Here is a 17,039-nt window from a genome sequence, read left to right on the forward strand (position 1 = left end):
CCGTCGCCCCGTCGCCCCGTCGCCCCGTCGCCCCGTCGCCCCGTCGCTCTGGCTTCGTGCCGCCGCTTCGCGGCGGATCTTTTCCCTCCCACCTACCCGATCACCCCGCGACACGACGGCTCAACGCAATGCATCGCCGGATAATGGGTGAGTGGGTGGCAGAGATCCGCCTCGAAGCGGCGGGACAGGGACCCACCACCGGCCGACAGCCGGAGGCAACGCTTACCGGCCGCCCCGGCCACCGGGCGGAGGCGGAGGTGGCGGCGGGGGAGGAGGAGGCGGCCAGTCACCGTTGCCCGAGGAACGGGGCCGCGGCTTCGGCTGCGGAGGCGGAGTGATCGGCCCCACCACCGTCGGCGCCCCGGAGACATCCCGCGGCGGCCGGAGGTAGGGATTGGTGTCGGGATTCGAGGGCCGGAAGGGCGAGCTGGGGCTGTACGGACCAGCTGCCCCGGCCTCCTCGGCCGCCCCCTCAACGGGTGGCACCACCCCAGGCGACCCCGCGGCACCGGCACCGACACCCGCACGGGCCAGCACCGCCACCCGTCCCCCCGCGGCCCCGCTCGCCACAGCGAGCAACGCCCCCACCGCTCCCGCCCCCGCGCCCCACGCCGCGCCGAGGAGGAACGCCATCCCAAGGCGCCCGTGCAGCTCGATGCCCGCCCCGAACGCGTCGAAGCTGAGCACAGAAAGGGAGGCATCGGCGGACAACCCCGTCAGCCACACCATCAACGGAAGGCCGAGCGCCGTCACCGCACCGAGCCGCACCGCGCACCGCCCCGCGAACCTCAGGGCGCCGCTCTCGCCACGTGAGTAAGGAGTACGGACGGCGGTGAGCACCCCCGCGAACAGGATCATCAGCGCCGCCGCGACACCGAGGAGCCAGACCCGGCTGTCGAGCTCCGCGAGCCGCCCCAGCGTCACCGCCTCTTTCCCCGAGGGGCCCGACCCCGTCAGGAGGTCGTCCAGCGGATCCGGCAGGAGCTTCGCGAGCGCGCCCGTCGCCTCGCCGTCCCACGGCACGAAGAGCCCGATCGGCACCCCGAGCCACACCCCGTTCGGCGCCCCGAGCAGCGCAGCGCCCGCGATCCGTTTGGGATGGGCGTCGCCGATCATCGCGTACGCCGCCGCCGCGAGTCCGGCGAGCACCGCCACGAGCGCCACCGTGACAAGGGCGGACGAGGCGGGCCGCACCACGCGGTGCACGGCGTCCCACCCGTGCGGCAGCGGCGTACGACGTGACACGAGCAGCGCGATCAGCAGGACGGCGAGTACCCACACCGCGCCCCCGAGCAGCGTCGGACCCGTGTCCACGGTGAAGCCGACCGACGCCTTCGCCTTCGCGAGATCGCCGAGCCGGTCGGGCAGCAGGCCGCCGATGTCACCGAGCCCGCCGGGAAGTTTGTCCTTGATGCCGCCCGGGAGCTGGTCGAGCCCTTTGTCGATGCCCTTGTCGATCCCCAGCTTGGAGCCGTCGATCGTGATGATGTCGTGACCCGCCCATGCGAGCCCCCCGAGCATCGCCAGAAAGAGGACGACCACGGCGCCCGCGCGCGCGGCGAGCTCGGCGGGTGCGATCACAACTCCCGCCCCGCGCAGGGAGCGTAGGAAGAAATACGCAAGGAGCACGGCGCCCGCGAGCCCCACCCCCAAGGGCGCGACGTCGATCGCGGTGGTCGCCTCGGCCCCTTCGAGCCCGAACGCCGAGACGTCACCGGACGGGGTGACCGAGCCACCCGCGCCGAGCGCCACCACAGCGGCGGTCATCGGCCCCAGTGACCCCACCGCGTCCGCGCCCAGCAGATGCAGACCGAGCGCCGCCGTGCCGGCCATCCCGACAAGAGCCCAGCTCACGGCGGCGATCGCGGAGATCAGCACATCGCCCCACCGCACACCCCGGCCTTCGGCCCGTTTCCCGCCGGTCTTCATCAGGACCCCCCGACTCGCACCGCTTCGCCCTGTTCATACGAGATGTGCGCAATGCGCATGATCCGTATGCACTCATGGGCGGTTACTACTCTCCGGGGCGTTTTCTGCCCCGTCAACGGGGCGGCCGTAGAGGCCCGTACGCAGTCTTCACAAGGCCCGACTTTCGGTCAGAGGCCTCCGCCTGAAATAGTTCCTCCCGATGTTCGACATCCCTAGACTCCCCATATGGGGGCTAGCTCGGGGGACAACTCAGTGGGGCTGGAGTGCCGGAACTCGTACTGGAATTGAATGGAAGGACCTGGACGCTCGATCCGTCCAGGTCGTACACCCTCGGACGTGATCCGCAGGGGGATCTCGCGCTTGACGACGCCAGGGTGTCCTGGCGTCACGCCACGATCAGCTGGAGCGGCCGCAGTTGGGTCATCGAGGACCACGGCAGCACCAATGGCACCTTTGTGCAGGGCCAGCGGATCCACCAGATGGAAATCGGCCCTGGTTCGGCCGTGAACCTCGGCAACGCGACCGACGGTCCGCGCCTGAACGTGTCCGGCAGCGCCTCGGCCGCCGCCGTGTCCGCACCGCAGCAGGCCGCTCAGCAGGCACCGGCCCACCAGGCGCCGCAACACCAGGCACCACAGCACCACGCGCAGCAACAGGGCGGACCCGGCTGGGCTGCCCAGGCACCCCAACAGCAGCAGGCACCCCAGCAGCAGCCGCCGTACCAGGGGCAGCAGCAGGGCTGGCCGCAGCCTCAGCAGCCGCAGGTCCCGCAGCAGCAGGGTCCCGGTGCGGGTTCCGGCGGTGTCGCGGGGGCCCCGCCGGTCTACGGTGACCGCAGCCCGACAACGTTCCACCAGCTCTCGCTCGGCCGCAAGATGCGCATCGGCCGTGCCCTGGAGAACGAACTGGTCGTCTCCGACCTCCAGGTCTCGCGGCTGCACGCCGAGTTCACGGCCACTCCGGACGGCCGTTTCGAGATCCACGACCTCGGCTCGCACAACGGCACGTACATCAACGGCCAGCCGATCGCGAAGTCCGGCACGGCCCTCATCGGCCCGAACGACACCGTCAGCGTCGGCCACTCGACGTTCCGGCTCGTCGGCGACCGGCTTGAGGAGTTCGTCGACACCGGTGAGGTCTCCTTCTCCGCGCGCCACCTGACGGTGACGGTCGACGGCGGCAAGGACATCCTCAAGGACGTCTCCTTCGGCGTCCCGGAGAAGTCGCTCATCGCGGTCATCGGCCCCTCGGGCTCCGGAAAGTCCACCCTCCTCAAGGCGCTCACCGGCTACCGGCCCGCCAACCAGGGTGACGTCCTCTACGACAACCGGAACCTCTACAAGCAGTTCGCCGAGCTGCGCCAGCGCATCGGTCTGGTCCCGCAGGACGACATCCTGCACAAGGAACTGACCGTCAAGAAGGCCCTCAAGTACGCCGCCAAGCTGCGCTTCCCCTCGGACACCAGCGAGCAGGAGCGCCAGCAGCGCATCGACGAGGTCCTGCGCGAGCTCAAGCTGGACATCCACAAGGAGAAGAAGGTCACCTCCCTCTCCGGTGGCCAGCGCAAGCGTGTGTCGGTGGCCCTGGAGCTGCTCACCAAGCCGTCGCTGATCTTCCTGGACGAGCCGACCTCAGGCCTCGACCCGGGCATGGACCGCGACGTCATGCAGCTCCTGCGTGGCCTCGCGGACGACGGCCGTACGGTCCTGGTCGTCACGCACTCGGTCGCCGAGCTGGCGATCTGCGACAAGCTCCTGGTGATGGCGCCGGGCGGCTCGGTCGCGTACTTCGGTCCGCCGGAGGAAGCGCTCAACTTCTTCGGCTACCAGACGTGGGCGGACGTCTTCTCGGCGTTCGAGAACTACCGCGACTACGACTGGGCGGGCCGCTGGAAGGGCTCGCAGCACTACCAGATGTACGCCGCCGACATCGACGCCGTGGCCGCGCAGTCGGTCCACATGCCGCCGCCGCAGTCGATCAGGCCGCCCAAGCCGCAGGGCTGGGGCTCGCAGCTGTGGACCCTGATCCGCCGCTACACCTCGGTGATCGCCTCCGACAAGGGCTTCCTTGGTCTGATGGTGATCCTGCCCGCGGTCCTCGGCATCGTCAGCGTCGTCATCCCGGCCGACTTCGGGCTCGGCCCGCCCAAGCCGCCGGCCAAGTTCAACGGCGACGCGGGCACGATCATGCTGATCCTCGCGGTCGGCATGTGCTTCTCCGGCGCGGCCAACTCCGTACGTGAGCTGATCAAGGAACGGGTCATCTACGAACGGGAACGGGCCACCGGCCTCTCCCGTTCGGCGTACCTGATGTCCAAGGTCATCGTCCTCGGCGTGATCACGGCCTTCCAGGGCGTCATCATCTGTGGCATCGGTTTCGCGACGCGCGACATGCCGGCAGAGGGCCTGATCATGCCTCCGGCCGTCGAGATCTGCCTGGTCATCATCGCCCTGGGCTTCACCTCGATGATGTTCGGCCTGGTCATCTCCTCGCTGGTGAAGACCTCCGAGAAGACCATGCCGCTCCTGGTGATGTTCGCGATCGTCCAGGTCGTCTTCACCGGCGTGCTCTTCCAGATCTACGGCTCGCCGGGCCTGGAGCAGTTCGCCTGGCTGATGCCGTCGCGCTGGGCCATCGCCGGTGCAGGCTCCACGCTGGACCTGGCGCACCTCATGCCGCCGTGGGACCCGAAGAAGCCGGGCGATCTCGACCCGCTGTGGGAGCACTCGGTCGGCCAGTGGGGGCTGAACATCACGGTCCTGCTCCTGCTCGGCATCGCCTGCGGCTTCGCGGTCGCGCGACTGCTGCGCCGCCACGAGCCGGAGGTCATGCGCAAGTAAGCACGTCAGCCCGCCGCGGGCAGAGGACCCGCGGGCGGACGAGAAGGGCGGCACCCCTGTGGGGTGCCGCCCTTCGGCGTCTGTCGAGCCTCGGCGAAGAGGTCCGTTGATCAGGAGATCAGGCTCAGTAGGCGCTGTTCACGTTGTCCATCGAGCCGTAACGGTCGGCCGCGTAGTTGGCCGCGGCCGTGATGTTGGCGACCGGGTCGAGGATGTTCGTGGACGTGCCGTCGACGTGGTACGCGTCGAACGTCGGCTGGATGACCTGGAGCAGGCCGACGGACGGGGTGCCGTTGATGGCGTTGATGTCCCAGCCGTTCTTGGCGTTCGGGTCGCCCGCGGACTCGCGGATGATGTTGCGGTGCAGGCCCTCGTAGGAGCCCGGGATGCCCTTGGACTTCATGATGTCCAGGGACTGGCGGATCCAGCCGTCGAGGTTGTTGGCGTAGACCGGCTTGCGCGCGGCGGCACGGCTCGCGGCTTCCTTGGCCTTGCGCTCGTCCTCGGCCTTCTTCTTGGCCGCGGCCTCCTCGTCGGCCCGCTTCTTCGCGGCGGCGTCGGCCTCGGCCTTCGCCTTCGCGGCGGCGGCGTCCTTGGCCTGCTTGTCGGCGGTGTTCCGCTGCTTGATGACACCGGCGTGGACGGCCTGCTGGGCGTCGACGTTCTGCTTGAAGGCCACCGGGGCGGCGGCGTCGAGGCTCTGCGTCTGGGTTCCGGCATCGGCGCTGCCCGGCACGAGGGAGAACGCGAGGGCAGCGGCGCCGAGCGTGGCGACACCGGCGATCGAGAACTTCTGGGTCTTGGTCAGCGCGGGGCGACTATGACCAGGGGTGCTGTGCTGGGACATGCGGATGGACCTCTTCGAATAGCGGAGGTCGCTCTGGCCGGCGGGGACATTGCTTCTCCGACACAAACGCCGCGGTGCGAGACCGCGGCGCCGAGCGACGGATGCAATTCTTAGCGGCAGCAAAATTCTGTGGCAAAGCAGTGACGTACGAAGCCGGGTAGTGGATCAGGGGGCGCGCCGTACGGTTTGACGGCATTGCGCCCCCTGCGCATAAAGGGATATCTCATCCACTAGGAGACTTCGTACGTGACGTGCGCCCTATGCGCGGGCTCACAGCGAATACGTAACAACCTCACCAAGAGTCGCCGTTGCAACTCTCTACGTGAGCAAACTCCTTCGGAAGTAGGAGATGTACGTCGCCGAACTCGTGCCAGAGGTAGAGACGGCGTACCGCCTCCGCGTAACCCCGGTCGACGGCGGCCCGGCCCGCGACCGCCTCCAGCATCAGCAGATGCGAGGCCCCCGGCTCGTGCAGCCCCGTGAGCAGCCCGTCCACCGCGCGCACGCCCCGCTCCGGCGTCACCACGAGCTCCGTACGGCCCGCCGCCGCCCGCACCACCCTGTCGGGCCCCACGGCGGACTCGACGGCGCGCACAGCCGTCGTACCGACCGCGATGACGCGTCCGCCGCCCGCCCTGGCGGCATTGATCAGCCGCGCCGACGTCCCGGGCACCTCGAAGAGCTCGGGATACGGCGGCTCGTGCGCCTCGGGCGACGCCACCCCCGTGTGCAGACTGACCGGCGCGAACTGCACACCCCGGCTCACCAGGCGTGCCACGAGGCCCGCGGTGAACGGCCGGGCCGCGCTCGGCATCTCCGCGCTGCCCGTCCCGTCGGCCGACGGCAGGGCGAACACCGTCTGGTGGGCGGAGAGCGGCTGGTCCCTCTCTGTATAGGAGTAACGGATGGGGCGCCCGTGCCTTTGCAGCAGGGAGGGCACGTCGGCCGACACCCGGGCCCACCACAACCGGCCGCTCCCCGTGGCCAGGGGCTCCTCGAAGACAAGGCGTACGTCTCCGGGGAGCCGCACGACTGAATCCGCGGGCCCGCCCGCGCGCGCCCGCGTGGTGCCCCGGCCGTCCGGATCCCGCAACTCGACGGCCCACCGTCCGTCATCGCCTCGCGTCGAGAAATGCACCACTACGCGCGCGTGCCCCGCGATTGCGAGGGTTCCGTCGACTGCGGCGGCCAGTGTCTGCGAGGTGTTCACGATCAGCAGGTCCCCGGCCCGCAGCAGCGCGGGCAGGTCGGCGAACGCGTGGTGCGAGGCGTCCGTCCCGCGTGAGACGAGCAGTCGCACCGCATCCCTGCCGAGCCCCGGACCCCGCTGCTCGGCGGGGACACGGGCCGCCAGCTCCTCGGGCACCCGCACGGCGAGCGTCATCGGGCGTCCGGCAGAGAAGCGGCGGACAAAGAACCGTCCAGCAGGGAAGGAGCGGAGTACCGCCCGCTCGCCGGGCGCTCGTCGAGCAGCCGCAGGAAGGCGGGCACCACCGTCTCGGGCGACGGTCGCCCCGAGGCGTCGTCGTCCGGAACGGCCGCCGCGTAGAGATCGGTCCGCATGTCACCGGGGTCGACCGCCCACACCCTGATCCCCGGCTCCTCCACGGCAAGGACCGCCGACAGATGATCAAGGGCGGCCTTCGACGCTCCGTACCCTCCCCATGTCTCGTACGCCTCGACGGCCGCATCGGAGCTGACATCGACCACGGCTCCCACCCCGGAGGCCCGCAACGAGGGCAGCGCCTCCTGGACCAGCCCCAGAGCCGCCACCACATTGGTCTCAAGCGCCTGCCGCAGCCCGTCGGGCGTGAGGTCTTCAAGACGTACGAGAGGCTCCGCGCCCAGCGCGCTCGCGTTGTTCACCAGCAGATCGAGACCGCCGAGATCACGCGCCGCCGCCACCAGATCGGCCCGGTGTCCGGCGTCCGTGACATCCCCGGCGACGGCCTCCACGCGCGCGCCGCGCCCCGCCAGATCCCGCGCGGACTCATCGAGCGCGGCGGCCGTCCTCGCGTCGAGCACCAGATCCCAACCGCGCCCGGCGAGTGCCGCCGCCAGCGCACGCCCCAGTCCCTTCGAAGCCCCCGTGATGATCGCTACCGGCATGACATCCGTCCCCTCGGGTCGCCCTGATACCCGCTTGTCCAGCGGGTGGGCCCACGCTACGAACGGACCCGCCCCCGGCGCCTCGTGCGCGAGCCGCAACAGCTCAGGGCCCTTGGGTCTACGTCCACGTGCCTACGCCCACGGCCCTAGGCGGTGGCCGCCACAGGTCCGATACGCACTGTCACACCCCGCCGGTACGGTGAGGCCATGAGTCAAGGTCACCGGTCCGGCCTGAACGCGGTGAGCGCCGCGCTTCTCGCCATGAGCAGGCAGCTCGAGGTGCGCGACGTCCTCAAGACGATCGTCGTCTCCGCCCGCGAGCTGCTCGATGCCGAGTACGCGGCGCTCGGTGTCCCGGACGACCACGGCGGATTCGCCCAGTTCGTCGTCGACGGCGTCAGCGACGAACAGTGGCGCGCCATCGGTCCGCTGCCCCGTCAGCACGGCATCCTCGCCGCGATGCTGCACAGGGCCGAGCCTGAGCGCCTCGCCGACGTACGCAAGGACGCGCGCTTCGAGGGCTGGCCGTCCGCCCACCCGGACATGTCCGACTTCCTCGGCCTGCCGATCCGGTACGGGGACGAGACGCTCGGCGCGCTCTTCCTGGCCAACAAGAAGTGCCCCAAGCCGGAAGGCGGTTGCGGCTTCACCGCCGACGACGAGGAGCTTCTCTCCCTCCTCGCCCAGCACGCCGCGATCGCCCTCACGAACGCCCGGCTCTACGAACGCAGCCGTGAGCTGACCATCGCCGAGGAGCGCTCGCGCCTGGCCCACGAACTGCACGACGCCGTCAGCCAGAAGCTCTTCTCCCTGCGCCTGACGGCCCAGGCCGCGACCGCCCTGGTGGACCGCGACCCGGCGCGCGCCAAGGGCGAACTCCAGCAGGTGGCCGTGCTCGCGGCCGAGGCGGCGGACGAACTGCGCGCCGCCGTGGTGGAGTTGCGCCCGGCCGCCCTGGACGAGGACGGCCTGGTGGCCACCCTGCGCACGCACACGCAGGTCCTCGACCGGGCGCACTCCGCCGAAGTCACCTTCGAGAGCCACGCGGTGCGCGCCCTGCCCGCGGCCCAGGAGGAAGCGATGCTGCGCGTCGCCCAGGAGGCGCTGCACAATGCCTTGCGCCACTCCGGCGCGGAACGCGTCCGCGTCGCAATGGTGCGCCGCGGAGCGGGAGCCGTACTGCGCGTCACGGACGACGGCAGCGGCTTCGACCCCCGCGCGATCCGCCGCGCGGGGCGGCACTTGGGCCTGGTCTCGATGCGGGACCGGGCCGGCGGGGTCGGCGGACGGCTGACCGTGGAATCGGAGCCCGGAAAGGGCACGACGATCGAGATGGAGGTTCCCGGTGGCTGACGCTGTGTCCCATCCGAAGACGGGGATCCGGGTGCTGTTGGTCGACGACCACCAAGTGGTCCGCCGCGGTCTGCGTACGTTCCTCGAGGTGCAGGACGACATAGAGGTCGTGGGTGAGGCGTCGGACGGCGCCGAAGGGGTCGAGCAGGCCGAGAAGTTGAAACCGGACGTCGTCCTCATGGACGTCAAGATGCCGGGCATGGACGGGGTCGAGGCGCTGCGCAAGCTCCGCGAACTGGCCAACCCCGCGCGCGTGCTCATCGTCACCAGCTTCACCGAGCAGCGCACGGTCGTCCCGGCCCTGCGCGCGGGCGCCGCCGGGTATGTCTACAAGGACGTCGACCCGGACGCCCTTGCGGGCGCCATCCGCTCCGTGCACGCGGGACATGTGCTCCTTCAGCCCGAGGTGGCGGGGGCGCTGCTGTCCCAGGAGGAGACCAACACCGGACAGGGGAGAGGCGGTTCGCTCACCGAGCGGGAGCGCGAGGTCCTGGGGCTCATCGCCGACGGCCGCTCGAACCGCGAGATCGCGCGTGCCCTCGTGCTCTCCGAGAAGACCGTCAAGACCCACGTCTCGAACATCCTGATGAAGCTGGACCTCGCCGACCGCACCCAGGCCGCCCTGTGGGCCGTACGACACGGTGTGACCGGCTGATCAACGCCCCGGCGCACTCCGTCGACCGGCGGAGCGGATGGTTGCGTTCCGGTCTGAGATTCATACCGTCGTGTCAATGTCCCCCGTTCGGCGCAACCTGTGAGCCGCCCGGCCGTTCTCCAGTGCGTGCTGCGGCGGCTGGCCGCAGCGATCGCTTAGGAGGACCCAGAAGTGAAGAACCTGAAGAAGGCCGCTGCAGTCACGATGGTCGCGGGTGGCCTCATCGTCGCCGGTGCCGGTCTCGCCTCCGCCACGGACGGTGCGCACGCGGACGGCAAGGCCGTGAAGTCGCCGGGCGTCGGCTCGGGCAACCTCGTCCAGGCGCCGGTGCACATCCCCGTGAACGCCGTGGGCAACACCGTGTCCGTCATCGGTGCCCTCAACCCGGCCTTCGCGAACGCCGGCCTCAACACCTGACGAACGCCCGAGGCACAGCAGTGACCACCGGCCCCCGGGACAGTTCCCAGGGGGCCGGTCGGCTGTGCCCTGAAGGGGCGCGGGCCGTACCGATACGCGGACGTGGGCGCGACAAGCCACGACGGTCCCGCAGTCGGCGACGCCCCCGAAGTGCGACGGTCCCGCAGTCGGCGACGCCCCCGAAGTGCGACGGTCCCGCAGTCAGCGGCGCCCCCGAAAGCGCACAGGGCTTGGACACCCGGGCGCCCCGGATGCCGACCACGCGCCCCGAGGGCCTCAGGGCCTCAGCCCCGCTCCCGCTCCTCCACATAGGCGTTGTACGCGGCCACCTGTGCCCGCCGAGCCGTCCGTTCCACCGGCCGGAGCGCCTCACCTCGCGCGGCCATCTCCGAGGCGCTCACAGCCCCGCCAGGGCCGTTCTCGTACGCCACCGAGATCAGCAGGCCGACCCGCTGAGCCAGCTCCAACACCCGTACCGCACGTGGCGGATACCCCGGTGCGAGCGCCTCGCGCCCCCGCTCGGCCCGCGCCCGGTACGCGTCAACCGCCGCCTCGGCGACCGGCCCCGAGCCCGCGACGTCGAGCCGCGAGAGCACCTCCGTCGCATCCCGCAGCGCCTCGGCGAGCTCGCGCTCCGCCTCGCTCAGCGAGGGCACATCGGCGGGCGGCGCCTCCCGTACGGGCAGGCAGTGCCAGAGGACCTCCACATGCACATCGCCGGCGGGCCCCGCCTCGGACACCTCGGGCACCAGGCCGTACGGCGCTCCGTAGGCGACGACCGCCTCCCGCGCCTCGAGAGCCCGCGCGTTGAAAGCGGGCGGCCCGCTCAGACCGAGCGGATGCCCCGGGGCGGGCAGGGCGACCCGGAGCCCGGTCACCCCGAGCGTGCGCAATCTTCCAAGGGCGAGCGTGAGACCGACGGGCCCCGCCTCGCCGGGAAGACCTTCGACCCGGTGTACGGCGTCGTCGCCGACCGTCGCGAGCACCGCGTCATCCGGTGAGACAAGTCCGGCAAGAAGGGCATTTCCCCATGCTGCCAAGCGTCCTGAGCGTGGTTCCGAGAGCATGCGTACAGCCTAAGGACCGGGCTAAGCACTGGAGCGCTCGACCGGTGGCGTAGGTTTTCTCCCAGGGGACTGCGTCCACAGGCGCAAGCGACAGCCGAGACTGCAATGGGAGACAACGCGCTCATGAGCGATGTACTGGAGCTGGAGGACGTATCCGTTGTCCGCGAGGGCAGGGCTCTGGTGGACCAGGTCTCCTGGTCGGTCAAGGAGGGTGAGCGCTGGGTCATCCTCGGACCGAACGGCGCGGGCAAGACCACCCTCCTGAACGTCGCGTCGAGCTACCTCTACCCGAGCACCGGCACCGCCACCATCCTCGGCGAGACCCTCGGCAAGCCCGGCACGGACGTCTTCGAGCTGCGCCCGCGCATCGGCGTCGCCGGAATCGCGATGGCCGAGAAGCTGCCCAAGGGCCAGACCGTGCTCCAGACGGTCCTCACGGCCGCGTACGGCATGACCGCCGGCTGGAACGAGGACTACGAGGACATCGACGAGCAGCGCGCCCGCGCCTTCCTCGACCGCCTCGGCATGACCGACTACCTGGACCGCAAGTTCGGCACCCTCTCCGAGGGAGAGCGCAAGCGCACCCTGATCGCGCGCGCCCTGATGACCGACCCCGAGCTGCTCCTCCTGGACGAGCCCGCCGCGGGCCTCGACCTCGGTGGCCGCGAAGACCTCGTACGCCGACTCGGCCGCCTCGCCCGCGACCCGATCGCCCCCTCGATGATCATGGTCACGCACCACGTCGAGGAGATCGCCCCCGGCTTCACCCATGTCCTCATGATCCGGCAGGGCAAGATCCTGGCCGCGGGCCCGCTGGAGCTCGAACTGAACTCCCGCAACCTCTCCCTCTGCTTCGGACTGCCCCTGGTGGTCGAGGAGCGGGGCGAGCGCTGGAGCGCCCAGGGCCTCTCGCTCCGCTGACACCGGCGCGAACGGCCGGGCCCGCTCCGGCCGCGAGATCACGTGCCCTGTGCGGGAAGAGCTCGTGGTCCTACCATGACCACGTGGACATCGACGCATGGGTGTGGTGGCTGATCGGCGCCGCCGCGCTCGGAATCCCGCTCGTACTGACCGCCATGCCGGAGTTGGGCATGCTCTCCGTGGGTGCCGTCGCGGCCGCCGTGACCGCGGGCCTCGGCGGCGGCACCGTGCTCCAAGTGGTCGTCTTCGCCGCGGTGTCGGTCGCGCTCATCGCGGTCGTACGCCCCATGGCGGCGCGACAGCGCTCCCAAGGGCCCGGTCTTGCCACGGGAGTGGACGCGCTGAAGGGCAGGACGGCCGTCGTCCTTGAACGGGTCGACGGCTCCGGCGGCCGGATCAAGCTCGCCGGCGAGATCTGGTCGGCCCGCGCGCTCGACACCGACCAGGCCTACGAGGCGGGACGCGAGGTGGATGTCGTCGAGATCGACGGAGCGACGGCGATCGTCATGTGATGCACCACGGCGAATGCACCACGGGTGGTGCGACGGTCTGACAGACTCGACCAGCATGATCTTCGCCGGTCCATGTGCCGGCTCCGCGGATCTTTTGGGAACACCGAGCAAGAGGGGTACGGGGAGCAACGATGCAACCAATCATCATCGTCCTGATCATTCTGGTGGTGCTGGTCTTCATCGCCCTGATCAAGACGATCCAGGTCATCCCGCAGGCCAGTGCGGCGATCGTCGAGCGCTTCGGCCGCTACACCCGGACGCTGAACGCGGGCCTGAACATCGTCGTCCCGTTCATCGACTCGATCCGCAACCGTGTCGACCTCCGTGAACAGGTCGTCCCGTTCCCGCCTCAGCCGGTGATCACCCAGGACAACCTCGTGGTGAACATCGACACCGTCATCTACTACCAGGTGACCGACGCCCGCGCGGCGACGTACGAAGTCGCCAGCTACATCCAGGCGATCGAGCAGCTCACCGTCACCACACTGCGAAACATCATCGGTGGCATGGACCTCGAGCGGACCCTGACGTCCCGCGAGGAGATCAACGCGGCGCTGCGCGGCGTCCTCGACGAGGCCACCGGCAAGTGGGGCATCCGCGTCAACCGCGTCGAGCTCAAGGCGATCGAGCCGCCGACCTCCATCCAGGACTCGATGGAGAAGCAGATGCGCGCCGACCGTGACAAGCGCGCCGCGATCCTCCAGGCCGAAGGTGTGAGGCAGTCGGAGATCCTGCGCGCCGAAGGTGAGAAGCAGTCCGCGATCCTGCGCGCCGAAGGTGATGCCAAGGCCCAGGCCCTGCGCGCCGAGGGCGAGGCCCAGGCGATCCGTACGGTCTTCGAGTCCATCCACGCCGGAGACGCGGACCAGAAGCTCCTCGCGTACCAGTACCTCCAGATGCTCCCGAAGATCGCCGAGGGCGACGCGAACAAGCTCTGGATCGTGCCCAGCGAGATCGGCGACGCCCTCAAGGGCCTCGGCGGCGCGTTCGGCAACTTCAACCCCACGGGCGGCGGTGCGGGCGGCGGTTCGGGCGGCGACGCCCCCGCCACCGAACGCCGCGAGCAGCCGCGGATCGACTGACGCAAGAAACCCCGCGCCCGAAAGGGCGCGGGGAACTGCGCGCTCAGCCAAGAACGACCCGCACAGCTATGCGGCGGGCGCCGCCAGCCAACCCGGCAGCGTCGCCAGTTCGTCCCTGCCGAGAGACAAGAGCATCGCACCCGCAGGTGTCGGCTCGAAGGGCTGCCGTAGCAAGGGCATCCCTGCCTCCTCAGGCGTTCGGTCCGCCTTGCGGTGATTGTCCATCGCGCACGAAGCGACCGTGTTCAGCCAGGAGTCCGTACCGCCCTGCGCCCGCGGCACCACGTGGTCCACGGTCGTCGCCCGCCTCCCGCAGTACGCGCACCTGTGCTGGTCCCGCACGAGAACACCGCGCCGCGACCACGGAGCCTGTCTTCGGAAAGGCACCCGTACGTACCTGCAGAGCCTGATCACCCGAGGCACCGGTATCTCGACCGCCGCAGCGCGCACACGGAGTCCGGGGTGGGCCTGCTCGACGACGGCCTTCTCGTTGAGGACCAGCACGACGGCACGGTTCAGCGTCACCGTCGACAGCGGCTCGAAGCTCGCGTTCAGCACCAGCGTGTCCCGCATTTCGCCCACCTCCCGTATGCACACCGACCCACCCCCTGGCGGGCTGGGATCAACTCTGGCCGGGCACGCCGAGATGGACAACGCAATAAAAAATGCCCGCCCCTGATCAATTCCATGACCAGGGGCGGGCAAACGTCCGGTGAACGCTGGACGCTCAGCTGTCGGCGGGAGCCGCGTACTCGGCGAGCACCTGCGCGCGCCCGAGCGTGTGGAACCGGAGGTTGAAACCGATGGCGGCAGGCGAAGTGTCGGAGTCGGGCCCGAGCTTCTCCTGATCCACCGCGTACACGGTGAACACGTAGCGGTGCGCCGGGTCACCGGGCGGCGGCGCCGCGCCACCGAACTCCTTCGTCCCGTAGTCGTTCCGCACCTGCACCGCGCCCTCGGGCAGACCCTCGAACTTGCCGCTGCCCGCGCCGGTGGGCAGTTCCGTCACCGACACCGGGATGTCGATGACGGACCAGTGCCAGAACCCGCTGCCCGTGGGCGCGTCCGGGTCGAAGCACGTCACGGCGAAGCTCTTGGTCTCCGGCGGGAAGCCTTCCCACCGCAGGTGCGGCGAGGTGTTCCCGGCCGCATGGACCTGAGCGTCCTTAAGGACCGCCCCCGGCTCGAAGTCCTCGCTCACGACCGTGAACGACGGCACGGGCGGATGGAAGGCGTGGGGAAGCGGCGGCCTCTTGAGCTCGGTCACGTCGGCACCTCCTTGGTTGGTTCCTGCTGTGCGGTAGCTCTACGGCTCTTCCGTTACGAGCCTAGAACCATCCGAGCCTAGAACCAGTTGCGCTTGCTGCCGACCTGGGACAGCCATTCGTTGAGGTACGCCGCCCAGTCCGTCCCCTGGAAGTCGGCGAGACCGACCTGGAACGACCGGAACGAGTCGCTGCCCTCGCTGAACAGACCCGGCTTCTTGTCCATCTCCAGGATGACGTCCATCTCGCGGTCGTCGGCCACGAAGCTCAACTCGACCTGGTTCAGACCGCGGTACTGCTGCGGCGGGTAGAACTCGATCTCCTGGTAGAACGGCAGCTTCTGCCGCGTGCCACGGATGTGACCGCGCTCCATGTCCGCACTCTTGAAGCGGAAGCCCAGCTGGATGAAGGCGTCAAGGATGGCCTGCTGCGCCGGCAGCGGGTGCACGTTGATGGGATCCAGGTCACCGGAGTCCACGGCCCGCGCGATCTCGAGCTCCGTGGTCACACCGATGTTCATCCCGCGCAGCTGCTGCCCGTCGATGGAGGTGACCGGCGTCTCCCAGGGGATCTCGAGCCCGAACGGCACCGCGTGCACCTGGCCCGCCTGAAGCGTGAAGGCCCCACCGAGCCGCACCTTGGTGAACTCGATGTCCTGCTTCGTCTCCTGGTCGTTGCCCTCGACCTCGACCCGCGCCTGCAGACCGACGGACAGACCCTCGATCTCCTGGTCCACGGACCCGCCCTGGATCCGCACCTCACCCTGGACGACACCACCGGGTACGACATTGACCTCGGTCAGCACCGTCTCCACCGAAGCACCACCGGCACCCAGGCTCGCAAGCAGCTTCTTGAACCCCATGACTCTCCATCCCCCAGGCCCGGCCTGTGGTTCGACTCGTCTCGACTTGAATCCTTGATCCATACAAACGCGGTGAACCCACGTCCGGTTCCGCGCCTCACCCTGACAATCCGCTCAGCCGGTGACCACCCACCTGGCCAAACTGTCTCCAGTAGTCTCGGACGCCATGATCGAGGCCCCTGACCGTACGCCCCTGACCCCCGACTTCTTCGAGCGCCCTGTCCTCGATGTGGCCCCGGACCTCCTGGGCCGTGTCCTCGTACGCAACTCACCGGAAGGCCCGATCGAGCTGCGCCTTACAGAGGTGGAGGCGTACGCGGGCGAGGCCGATCCGGGATCACACGCCTATCGCGGTCCGACCGCCCGCAACAGCGTGATGTTCGGTCCTCCCGGACACGCGTACGTCTACTTCACCTACGGCATGTGGCACTGCCTCAACGTGGTGTGCGGTCCAGAAGGCAAGGCGAGCGGGGTCCTGCTCAGGGCGGGGGAGATCACCACCGGCGCCGAGATCGCCCGCAAGCGCCGACTCGCGGCCCGCAACGACAGGGAACTGGCCAAAGGCCCGGCACGCCTGGCCACGGCCCTCGACGTGGACCGGAACCTGAACGGCGTCGACTTCTGCGCGGGCCCGGACGCCCCCCTCACTCTCCTTACGGGCACCCCCGTCAGCCCCGCTCTGGTCAGCAGCGGCCCTCGTACGGGGGTCGGCGGCGAGGGCGCCGTCCATCCCTGGCGCTTCTGGATCCCCAACGACCCGACGGTCAGCCCCTATCGGGCCCATACGCCCCGACGCCGCCGAACTTGACTCGGCCCTGGGCGGACCGTAATGTGGCCCGAGCCGCTTGACCCGGGTACGGCAATCTGCCAGCAGCCGGAAGCGGCCAACCACTACCTACGACTTCCCCTCAGCGGGGGCTTATTTCGCATGCTCGCATGTCGGAATTCGAACTCGCGGAACTCGATTATGAGTTGCAGAGGGAATCCGCTAACGTAGTGAACACGCCGAAAGGCAAAGGCCCCCAACGGCCACCGGAAATGAAATCCGAACCGGAAACGGAACGGAAAACGGATCTGGTAGAGTTGGAAACGCAAGAACAGCAAGAACAAAATGAAACACCGAAGGGAAGCGCCCGGAGGAAAGCCCGAGAGGGTGAGTACAAAGGAAGCGTCCGTTCCT

General features: G+C 69.5%; 17 protein-coding genes. 9 read left to right on the plus strand and 8 right to left on the minus strand.

Features of this window, described 5'->3' with window-relative positions; translation table 11 throughout:
- Window positions 1-222: 222 nt before the first annotated feature.
- Window positions 223-1,929: a streptophobe family protein gene (locus ACZ5CR_RS31220; protein ID WP_468863545.1), complete on the minus strand. Its 1,707-nt coding sequence runs from the start codon at window positions 1,927-1,929 to the stop codon at window positions 223-225.
- 263 nt (window positions 1,930-2,192) lie between these two features.
- Between ACZ5CR_RS31220 and ACZ5CR_RS31225 the strand changes: the two genes are divergently transcribed.
- On the plus strand, window positions 2,193-4,769 hold the full coding sequence (locus ACZ5CR_RS31225) for an ABC transporter ATP-binding protein/permease (RefSeq protein ID WP_468863547.1): 2,577 nt from the start codon (window positions 2,193-2,195) through the stop codon (window positions 4,767-4,769).
- Between the two features lie 124 nt (window positions 4,770-4,893).
- Here ACZ5CR_RS31225 and ACZ5CR_RS31230 read toward each other — a convergent pair whose 3' ends face one another.
- From ACZ5CR_RS31230 to ACZ5CR_RS31240, 3 genes are all read right to left on the minus strand, one after another.
- Window positions 4,894-5,616, minus strand: coding sequence for a transglycosylase SLT domain-containing protein (locus ACZ5CR_RS31230; RefSeq protein ID WP_468863550.1), 723 nt, complete (start codon window positions 5,614-5,616; stop codon window positions 4,894-4,896).
- A gap of 292 nt (window positions 5,617-5,908) precedes the next feature.
- Window positions 5,909-7,000, minus strand: coding sequence for an S-adenosylmethionine:tRNA ribosyltransferase-isomerase (locus ACZ5CR_RS31235; RefSeq protein WP_468863552.1), 1,092 nt, complete (start codon window positions 6,998-7,000; stop codon window positions 5,909-5,911).
- Window positions 6,997-7,725, minus strand: coding sequence for an SDR family NAD(P)-dependent oxidoreductase (locus tag ACZ5CR_RS31240; protein WP_468863554.1), 729 nt, complete (start codon window positions 7,723-7,725; stop codon window positions 6,997-6,999). The genes ACZ5CR_RS31235 and ACZ5CR_RS31240 overlap by 4 nt, the downstream gene beginning before the upstream one ends.
- Before the next feature lie 207 nt (window positions 7,726-7,932).
- Here ACZ5CR_RS31240 and ACZ5CR_RS31245 point away from each other — a divergent pair, with 207 nt between their 5' ends.
- The 3 genes from ACZ5CR_RS31245 to ACZ5CR_RS31255 all read left to right on the plus strand — a co-directional run bounded on the left by ACZ5CR_RS31245 (window position 7,933) and on the right by ACZ5CR_RS31255 (window position 10,150).
- On the plus strand, window positions 7,933-9,078 hold the full coding sequence (locus ACZ5CR_RS31245; protein ID WP_468863557.1) for a GAF domain-containing sensor histidine kinase: 1,146 nt from the start codon (window positions 7,933-7,935) through the stop codon (window positions 9,076-9,078).
- Window positions 9,071-9,733 (plus strand): response regulator, encoded by a 663-nt coding sequence (locus ACZ5CR_RS31250; protein ID WP_468863560.1) that lies wholly within the window; start codon window positions 9,071-9,073, stop codon window positions 9,731-9,733. Before ACZ5CR_RS31245 ends, ACZ5CR_RS31250 begins: the two co-directional genes overlap by 8 nt.
- A gap of 171 nt (window positions 9,734-9,904) precedes the next feature.
- Window positions 9,905-10,150, plus strand: a complete 246-nt coding sequence (locus tag ACZ5CR_RS31255; protein WP_389910590.1) for a chaplin — start codon at window positions 9,905-9,907, stop codon at window positions 10,148-10,150.
- 284 nt (window positions 10,151-10,434) lie between these two features.
- Here ACZ5CR_RS31255 and ACZ5CR_RS31260 read toward each other — a convergent pair whose 3' ends face one another.
- A complete protein-coding gene (locus tag ACZ5CR_RS31260) occupies window positions 10,435-11,217 on the minus strand; it encodes a hypothetical protein (protein WP_468863562.1) in 783 nt (260 codons plus the stop codon).
- A 123-nt stretch (window positions 11,218-11,340) separates the two neighbouring features.
- Between ACZ5CR_RS31260 and ACZ5CR_RS31265 the strand changes: the two genes are divergently transcribed.
- From ACZ5CR_RS31265 to ACZ5CR_RS31275, 3 genes are all read left to right on the plus strand, one after another.
- On the plus strand, window positions 11,341-12,138 hold the full coding sequence (locus tag ACZ5CR_RS31265; protein ID WP_468863564.1) for an ABC transporter ATP-binding protein: 798 nt from the start codon (window positions 11,341-11,343) through the stop codon (window positions 12,136-12,138).
- Window positions 12,139-12,221: 83 nt separating this feature from the next.
- Window positions 12,222-12,650, plus strand: a complete 429-nt coding sequence (locus ACZ5CR_RS31270; protein ID WP_468863566.1) for an NfeD family protein — start codon at window positions 12,222-12,224, stop codon at window positions 12,648-12,650.
- 131 nt (window positions 12,651-12,781) lie between these two features.
- Complete coding sequence (locus ACZ5CR_RS31275; protein ID WP_468863568.1) at window positions 12,782-13,732, plus strand: SPFH domain-containing protein; 951 nt, start codon at window positions 12,782-12,784, stop codon at window positions 13,730-13,732.
- A gap of 66 nt (window positions 13,733-13,798) precedes the next feature.
- Here ACZ5CR_RS31275 and ACZ5CR_RS31280 read toward each other — a convergent pair whose 3' ends face one another.
- From ACZ5CR_RS31280 to ACZ5CR_RS31290, 3 genes are all read right to left on the minus strand, one after another.
- Window positions 13,799-14,305 carry an HNH endonuclease gene (locus ACZ5CR_RS31280; RefSeq protein WP_468863570.1) on the minus strand — a complete coding sequence of 169 codons (507 nt, stop codon included), beginning with the start codon at window positions 14,303-14,305 and terminating at the stop codon, window positions 13,799-13,801.
- A 154-nt stretch (window positions 14,306-14,459) separates the two neighbouring features.
- Window positions 14,460-14,999, minus strand: a complete 540-nt coding sequence (locus ACZ5CR_RS31285; RefSeq protein WP_383283783.1) for a YbhB/YbcL family Raf kinase inhibitor-like protein — start codon at window positions 14,997-14,999, stop codon at window positions 14,460-14,462.
- A 77-nt stretch (window positions 15,000-15,076) separates the two neighbouring features.
- A complete protein-coding gene (locus tag ACZ5CR_RS31290) occupies window positions 15,077-15,859 on the minus strand; it encodes a sporulation protein (protein ID WP_389910607.1) in 783 nt (260 codons plus the stop codon).
- A gap of 166 nt (window positions 15,860-16,025) precedes the next feature.
- On the opposite strand from ACZ5CR_RS31290, the gene ACZ5CR_RS31295 reads away from it, so the two are divergent.
- Both ACZ5CR_RS31295 and ACZ5CR_RS31300 read left to right on the plus strand, forming a co-directional pair.
- A complete protein-coding gene (locus ACZ5CR_RS31295) occupies window positions 16,026-16,667 on the plus strand; it encodes a DNA-3-methyladenine glycosylase (RefSeq protein WP_468863594.1) in 642 nt (213 codons plus the stop codon).
- 128 nt (window positions 16,668-16,795) lie between these two features.
- Window positions 16,796-17,039 (plus strand): hypothetical protein (locus tag ACZ5CR_RS31300; RefSeq protein WP_468863574.1); only part of this gene is annotated, 244 nt, incomplete at its 3' end.

This window comes from Streptomyces sp. NPDC031274 (assembly GCF_055570235.1).

Excerpts from the sequence above, each read along its gene's own strand:
- ACZ5CR_RS31235 (WP_468863552.1), bottom strand. The coding sequence starts at position 7,000 with ATGACGCTCGCCGTGCGGGTGCCCGAGGAGCTGGCGGCCCGTGTCCCC.
- ACZ5CR_RS31295 (WP_468863594.1), top strand. The coding sequence starts at position 16,026 with ATGATCGAGGCCCCTGACCGTACGCCCCTGACCCCCGACTTCTTCGAG.
- ACZ5CR_RS31240 (WP_468863554.1), bottom strand. The coding sequence starts at position 7,725 with ATGCCGGTAGCGATCATCACGGGGGCTTCGAAGGGACTGGGGCGTGCG.
- ACZ5CR_RS31260 (WP_468863562.1), bottom strand. The coding sequence starts at position 11,217 with ATGCTCTCGGAACCACGCTCAGGACGCTTGGCAGCATGGGGAAATGCC.
- ACZ5CR_RS31230 (WP_468863550.1), bottom strand. The coding sequence starts at position 5,616 with ATGTCCCAGCACAGCACCCCTGGTCATAGTCGCCCCGCGCTGACCAAG.
- ACZ5CR_RS31290 (WP_389910607.1), bottom strand. The coding sequence starts at position 15,859 with ATGGGGTTCAAGAAGCTGCTTGCGAGCCTGGGTGCCGGTGGTGCTTCG.
- ACZ5CR_RS31265 (WP_468863564.1), top strand. The coding sequence starts at position 11,341 with ATGAGCGATGTACTGGAGCTGGAGGACGTATCCGTTGTCCGCGAGGGC.
- ACZ5CR_RS31220 (WP_468863545.1), bottom strand. The coding sequence starts at position 1,929 with ATGAAGACCGGCGGGAAACGGGCCGAAGGCCGGGGTGTGCGGTGGGGC.
- ACZ5CR_RS31275 (WP_468863568.1), top strand. The coding sequence starts at position 12,782 with ATGCAACCAATCATCATCGTCCTGATCATTCTGGTGGTGCTGGTCTTC.
- ACZ5CR_RS31245 (WP_468863557.1), top strand. The coding sequence starts at position 7,933 with ATGAGTCAAGGTCACCGGTCCGGCCTGAACGCGGTGAGCGCCGCGCTT.
- ACZ5CR_RS31280 (WP_468863570.1), bottom strand. The coding sequence starts at position 14,305 with ATGCGGGACACGCTGGTGCTGAACGCGAGCTTCGAGCCGCTGTCGACG.